The organism is Lapillicoccus sp. (assembly GCF_025353065.1).
Lineage (GTDB): Bacteria > Actinomycetota > Actinomycetes > Actinomycetales > Dermatophilaceae > Lapillicoccus.
This window is the reverse complement of the sequence record NZ_JANXRJ010000093.1, coordinates 1-5,881: the sequence shown is the minus strand read 5'-3', so window position 1 is coordinate 5,881 and position 5,881 is coordinate 1. Positions and strand designations below refer to the sequence as shown.

The following is a 5,881-nucleotide window of genomic DNA, read 5'->3' as shown; positions in this document are numbered from 1 at the left end:
CGACGGAGCCGGCTCCGAGGGTGCCGCGCGTCCCCGCAACCGTCGCCGCCGAGGCGGCCGCGGCCGCAGCGACGCCGGAGCCGAGAGCGCGCCGCAACCCGCCGGCGAGTAGGTCGTTCGTCAGTCGGCCCGCCCGGACTTCTCCTCACCTGAGGAGAAGTCCGGCGGCCCCACGCATACGACGCCCGGACTCCTCCTCAGGTGAGGAGAAGTCCGGGCGTCGTCGCGTGCGGGGTGGCCGGCGTCCGGCCGACGTGTCAGACCGCGGGGATCGTCGCGGTGTCGATGACGACGCGGTAGCGCACGTCCCCGTCCACGACCCGGTCGTATGCCGCGTTGACGTCCTTGGCGTCGACCGTCTCGATCGTCGCGCCCACGCCGTGCTCTGCGCAGAAGTCCAGCATCTCCTGGGTGGCCGGGATGCCGCCGATGTTGGAGCCGGCGAGGACGCGGCTGCCGCCGACGACGGAGCCGGGCCGCACCGAGTAGGGCTCGCTGGGAAGGCCGACGTTGACAAGCACGCCGAGCGGGCGCAGGATCGCGAGGTAGTCGTCCATCGCCAGGTCCGCGCTGACGGTGTTGATGATGATGTCGAAGCTGCCCTTGAGCTTGCCGAGGGCGTCCTCGTCGGCCGTGGCGACATAGGTCACGGCACCGAGCCCGAGGGCGTCGTCGCGCTTCGCCGCGGAGCGGGAGAGCACAGTGACCTCGGCGCCCATGGCGACGGCGAGCTTGACGGCCATGTGACCGAGACCGCCGAGGCCGACGACGGCGACCTTCGAGCCGGGACCGGCGCCCCAGCGCTTGAGGGGCTCCCAGGTCGTGATCCCGGCGCAGAGCAGGGGCGCGGCCTCGTCCAGCTCGAGCCCCTCGGGGATCTTGACGGCGAAACGCTCCGAGACGACGTGCTGCTGGGCATATCCACCCTGCGTCCACTCGCCGTCGTAGCCCTTGCTGTTGTAGGTGCCGACGCTTCCGGTCGAGCAGAACTGCTCCTGGCCGTCCTTGCAGAACTCGCAGGTGCCGCAGGAGTCGACCAGGCAGCCGACGCCGACGCGGTCGCCGACCTTGTGGCGGGTGACGGCTGCGCCGACCTCGGCGACGACGCCGGCGATCTCGTGGCCGGGGACGAGCGGGAAGTGCGCCTCGCCCCACTCCTCGCGGACGGTGTGGATGTCGCTGTGGCAGATGCCGGCGAACTTCACGTCGATGCGGATGTCGTCGTCACGCAGCGGACGCAGCTCGATACCGGCTGGTTCGAGGGGGCCACCGGCGGTGGCGACGGACAGGGCGGCAACGGGGGACATGCAGGCTCCTTGAGGGTCGAGGATGTTGAGGGGCACTCTGAGTTCCAAGTCTCCGCAGCGCGCAGACATTCCCGGCACGGGCATGCCGGGGCAAAGAAGATCAGATCCGCTTCAGCAGGCTGGCCGCCACGTCGCGGTAGGCCTGGGCCGCGGCCGACGTGCGCGCCGTGGTGAGGATCGACCGGCCCACGGCCGGGGCCTCGGCGAAGCGGATGGTCCTCGGGATCGGCGGGTCGAGCACCGGGAGGCCGTAACGCTCCCCGATGTCGGCGAGGACCGCCTGCGCGTGGTTGCTGCGGCCGTCATACATCGTCGGGAGGATGCCGAGCACCTCGAGACCGGGGTTGAGGATCCGCTGCACGTCGGCCACCGTGTCGAGCAGCTGGCCCACACCCCGGTGGCTGAGCATCTCGCACGGCATGGGGATCACGAGGCCCTGGGACGCCGTCAGGGCGTTGAGGGTGAGCACCCCGAGGCTGGGCGAGCAGTCGAGCAGCACGACGTCGTAGTCGCCGAGGAGCGGCTCGAGGACGGTCCGCAGCACGTATTCACGGCCCGGCCGCGGGAGCAGCTGGGCCTCGGCCCCGGCGAGCTCGATGACCGACGGGATGAGGTCGACCCCGTCGTCGCAGCGGAGGACGGCGTCGGCTGCCGGGGTCGTACCGGTGAGCACGTCGTTGATCGAGACCTCCACGGCATCCGGGTCCACCCCGAGCGAGAAGGTGAGGCACGCCTGCGCGTCGAGGTCGACGAGGAGCACGCGCCGGCCGGCCTCGGCGAAGGCGGCGCCCAGGCTCGCGACCGACGTTGTCTTGGCGACGCCACCCTTCTGGTTCGCGACCGAGACGACGGTGGCACCGGAGGGCGGACGAGGGGCCTTGCGGGCCCTGCTGCGTGGGGGCACGGCGTCAGTCTGTCATCGGGGGGTGCGGTCCGGCTCCAGCAGGGGTTGGCAGGAGAGTCAGGGCCGGACGACGGGTGTGACGCCGCTGGCGCGGTCCTCGATCTGCGCGAGCACCTCGGGGGTCGTGGTGTTCTCGCCCAGCACGTTGCGCTTTCCCGTCCCGTGGTAGTCGCTCGACCCGGTGACGAAGAGCCCCGTCCGCGCGGCGAGTGCGAGCCCGCGAGCACGCGCCTCCTCGTCGTGGTCCCGGTGGTAGACCTCCACGCCCCCGAGCCCGGCCGCGGCCATCTCCTCGATCAGGCTGTCGGGGACGGTGCGACCCGCGGTCCGCACGAAGGGGTGCGCGTGGACAGCCACCCCGCCGGCCTCGACGACGAGCTCCACCGCCCGCACCGGGTCGGGGGCGTAGTGCCCGACGTAGAACCGGCTGTCGTTGCTCAGCCAGTCGGCGAAGGCCTCGTCTCGGTGCGCGATGACTCCCTTGTGCACCAACGCATCCGCGATGTGGGGACGGCCCGGCGTGGCCCCCTCGGGCACCTGGGCCAGCACCTCGGCATACGTGATCGGTATGCCGTCCGCCACCATCAGCGCGACCATCCGTTCCAGCCGGCTCACCCGCGCCTCGCGCGCCTTCGTGATCTCCCCCGTCAGGCCGGGCGCCTCGGGGTCGGTGAGGTAGCCGAGGAGGTGGATGGACGTGCCGCCGCGCTCGCAGGAGATCTCGATGCCGCGCACCAGCGCCACCCCCTCGCGGGTCACGGCGTCGGTGGCCTCGGCCCAGCCGAGCGTCGTGTCGTGGTCGGTGAGCGCGACGACGTCGAGCCCCGCCTCGCGCGCCGACCGCATGACCTCCGCCGGCGGCTGCGTGCCGTCGCTGGCGCGGGAGTGGGTGTGCAGGTCGATCCTCACGCCGACGCCCGGCTGCTGGGAGCCGGGCTACTGGGCGCCGGGCTCTTGGGCGCAGGACGTCGGCGGGCGGCAACGAAGAACCACAGCCGCATGACGACGGGCGCGAGGCTCCACCCGATGTAGGTGTACTCGCCGAGGACGAAGGCGAGCGGGATGGACAGGGCGAAGACGACGACGAGCGACCCGATCCGCACGTAGGAGTTGTGGAAGAGCTCCGTGGGCGCACCCTCCGCCACGAGGTGCTGCGTCTGCATCGTCCGGGCCGACATGAGAGAGGCGAGACCGGCGATGACCTGGAGCACGGCATACACCCCGAAGCGCCACGGGAAGGCGCCGTGGTCCTCGCCCTGACCCCCGGTGAGGACGCGGGTGGCGAAGGGGGTGAGCACGATGGCGAAGAGCCACAACCCGTTCCAGCGCACCAGGGCCGGGGTCGCGTCGGTGAGGTAGCGGAACTGCCGGTGGTGCCCGTTCCAGTAGAGGAAGATCACGAGGAAGCTGATCAGGAAGGCGAGGTACTGCTGGCCGCCCCGCCCGACGGCCTTGGCGAGAGCCTGCGGCGTCGACCCCTCCGGCACCGGCAGCTCGATCGCGAGAAGTGTCAGCGCGATCGCCACCACGGCGTCGGAGAAGAAGATGAGCCGCTCGGCGGCTCCCCGGCCGGCCTCGTCGGTCGTCGACCGTCCCCCGTTCATGGCAGTCACTTTAGCGAAGGGTGCCGACGTCTCAACCTTTTCGTGTCCCCGCCCGTAGTGAGGGGTGACAGGCTGAGGCGCGACGAGGGGGAGGCATGGGACGCACGAGCAAGGCCGAGGGGGACGCGGCCTTCACCGACTTCATGGTGCAGGCCGAGCCATCGCTGATGCGCACCGCCTGGCTGCTCACGGGGTCGACCGAGGCCGCCCGCGAGCTGGTCCAGGTAGCGCTGGTCAAGACCTACGTCTCCTGGGCGAAGGTCCGCCCCGAGACGGCGCTCGCCTTCGCGCGGCGCGTCCTGGTCAACCACAAGGTCGACGTCTGGCGGTCCCGGTCCCGGGAGGTGCTCACCGACACTCTTGACCGACCAGTCGCTGCCGGGGGCACGACCGGGAGCGGAGCCAGCGACGACCGCGACGAGATCGTGCGGCTCCTCGCCCGGCTGCCCGAGCAGCAGCGCAAGACCGTCGTCCTGCGTTTCTACGCCGACCTCAGCGAGCGCGACACCGCTGATGCGCTCGGGGTCTCGGTCGGCACGGTCAAGGCCGCCACGAGCCGCGGGCTGGCGACCCTCCGCGAGCTGTCCGGCCTGCCCGCACCCGATCCAGCCACACGCCGACCCGAGAGGAGCCCGCGATGAGCACGTCCTACGAGGAGCAGCTGCGCGAGCAGCTCCACGCCACCACCCCCGCCCCGTATGCCGGTCTCGACCCTGCCGCCGTGATCGGCGCCGGTGAGCGCGTGGTCCGGCGCGGCCGGATCCGCGCCGCCCTCGTCGCCGCCGTCGCGGTCGCCGTGGTCGCCGTCGGGACTCAACTGCTGACGACCGGCCGGCCGGTGGCGGCCCCGGTCCCCGCCGCCCCGAGCACGAGCTCCGTCACCCTCGTGTCGCCCGGCCCGGCCAACCTCGGCGGTGTCGACCACACCTACGTGGTGTCCGTCCGCCCGGGTGACGGCAAGGACCTGATGGTCGACTACGCCGAGAAGACCGCCGACGGGTTCGTGTCGATGGTCGGGGCCGGGATCGACCCCGCGGACCGGCGCATCACCTGGGCGCACGGGGGGACCTCGTCCGTCGTCCTCGGGGTGATCCCGTCAGCGACGGCGCAGCACAGGATTATCGTCACCGCCTCCGACGATTTCGGGGGCTACGCCTCCGACGTCGCAGCGATCCCGGGGACGGACTACTCAGCCTTCGTCGCCTACTACGAGAAACCCCTCACCGGCGACAACCCGGTCGAGAGCATCCTGTGGTTCGACTCCCGCGGACGCCCGGTGGACGGCCAGGGCCATGTAGGGAGCATCGCCACGGTCGGCGGGGAGCAGGTCTGGCTGACCGCAGACGGTACGGCTCTGGGGTCCGATCAGGGCTCATACGTGGCCGGCCCCGAGGACATCTACGTGAACGGCTTCACCGCGGGCCCCCAGGCCGACGCACCGTGGACCGTGCTCGCTGTGATCCGACCTGAGGTGACGACGGCGGCGGCGGTGACGGCCTTCCTCAGCGACGGGTCGTCGCACGTCGTGCCCACCGTGCCCCTGGGTAAGAGCCGCGCCCTCGCCGTCACCGTCCCCGGCAAGTACGACAGCACGGGTGCGCTCGCGCCCTCCCAGGTCACGCTCACCGAGATTCGGTGGACAGACAGCGCGGGCACCGCCCACGTGAAGCCCGTACTGAGGTAGCACCAAGACCGACCTGCGGTCCGCGGCCTCCGGGCCGGACCATCATGACGGAGTGCTGACCCCACCCCCGTGTGATCAGCACTCCGTCCTGTCGTCTTGAACGAGGGTGCCGACCTGCGTGTTGCCCGTGGTCTCAGACAGCGCGGCATACGCGCCGGGCCTTCGTCGTGGTGTGCTGGCCCTGTCCAGGCAGGTGCGCCGCGAGGCATACCGGACCCGCAGCCACCGCGTGGCAACCTTTTGCCACCCCGGCACCGTAGGAGAGGGAGACGGCCACACTGGCCGACGACGACGCTGAGGGGGACGGATGCTCGGCAGAGCCGACGGTGACCGCGACGCCGAGTTCGTCGTCTTCGCCCAGCAGGCGCAGGGCTCGCTCCTC

Annotated in this window: 7 protein-coding genes; 2 read left to right on the top strand and 5 right to left on the bottom strand. The window is 71.5% G+C overall.

From position 1 onward, the window contains the following. Positions 1–257: 257 nt before the first annotated feature. The 4 genes from Q0R63_RS07740 to Q0R63_RS07725 all read right to left on the bottom strand — a co-directional run bounded on the left by Q0R63_RS07740 (position 258) and on the right by Q0R63_RS07725 (position 3,815). Complete coding sequence (locus Q0R63_RS07740) at positions 258–1,307, bottom strand: NAD(P)-dependent alcohol dehydrogenase (RefSeq protein WP_295695989.1); 1,050 nt, start codon at positions 1,305–1,307, stop codon at positions 258–260. A 100-nt stretch (positions 1,308–1,407) separates the two neighbouring features. Further along, positions 1,408–2,211: a ParA family protein gene (locus Q0R63_RS07735; RefSeq protein ID WP_295695987.1), complete on the bottom strand. Its 804-nt coding sequence runs from the start codon at positions 2,209–2,211 to the stop codon at positions 1,408–1,410. A 57-nt stretch (positions 2,212–2,268) separates the two neighbouring features. Further along, positions 2,269–3,120 carry a PHP domain-containing protein gene (locus Q0R63_RS07730; RefSeq protein WP_295695985.1) on the bottom strand — a complete coding sequence of 284 codons (852 nt, stop codon included), beginning with the start codon at positions 3,118–3,120 and terminating at the stop codon, positions 2,269–2,271. Beyond that, entirely contained in the window at positions 3,117–3,815 is a 699-nt protein-coding gene (locus Q0R63_RS07725) for a TMEM175 family protein (protein ID WP_295695983.1), read from the bottom strand. Before Q0R63_RS07725 ends, Q0R63_RS07730 begins: the two co-directional genes overlap by 4 nt. 95 nt (positions 3,816–3,910) lie before the next feature. On the opposite strand from Q0R63_RS07725, the gene Q0R63_RS07720 reads away from it, so the two are divergent. Both Q0R63_RS07720 and Q0R63_RS07715 read left to right on the top strand, forming a co-directional pair. Continuing rightward, positions 3,911–4,456 (top strand): SigE family RNA polymerase sigma factor, encoded by a 546-nt coding sequence (locus Q0R63_RS07720; protein ID WP_295695981.1) that lies wholly within the window; start codon positions 3,911–3,913, stop codon positions 4,454–4,456. After that, positions 4,453–5,499 carry a hypothetical protein gene (locus tag Q0R63_RS07715; protein ID WP_295695979.1) on the top strand — a complete coding sequence of 349 codons (1,047 nt, stop codon included), beginning with the start codon at positions 4,453–4,455 and terminating at the stop codon, positions 5,497–5,499. Before Q0R63_RS07720 ends, Q0R63_RS07715 begins: the two co-directional genes overlap by 4 nt. A gap of 133 nt (positions 5,500–5,632) precedes the next feature. Here the strand turns inward: Q0R63_RS07715 and Q0R63_RS07710 are convergent. Next, positions 5,633–5,881, bottom strand: a 249-nt coding sequence (locus Q0R63_RS07710) for a hypothetical protein (protein WP_295695977.1), incomplete at its 5' end; no start/stop codon positions are given.

What these genes read in the sequence shown, in the direction of transcription:
- Q0R63_RS07720 (WP_295695981.1), top strand. Translation starts at nt 3,911, where the DNA reads ATGGGACGCACGAGCAAGGCCGAGGGGGACGCGGCCTTCACCGACTTC.
- Q0R63_RS07725 (WP_295695983.1), bottom strand. Translation starts at nt 3,815, where the DNA reads ATGAACGGGGGACGGTCGACGACCGACGAGGCCGGCCGGGGAGCCGCC.
- Q0R63_RS07740 (WP_295695989.1), bottom strand. Translation starts at nt 1,307, where the DNA reads ATGTCCCCCGTTGCCGCCCTGTCCGTCGCCACCGCCGGTGGCCCCCTC.
- Q0R63_RS07715 (WP_295695979.1), top strand. Translation starts at nt 4,453, where the DNA reads ATGAGCACGTCCTACGAGGAGCAGCTGCGCGAGCAGCTCCACGCCACC.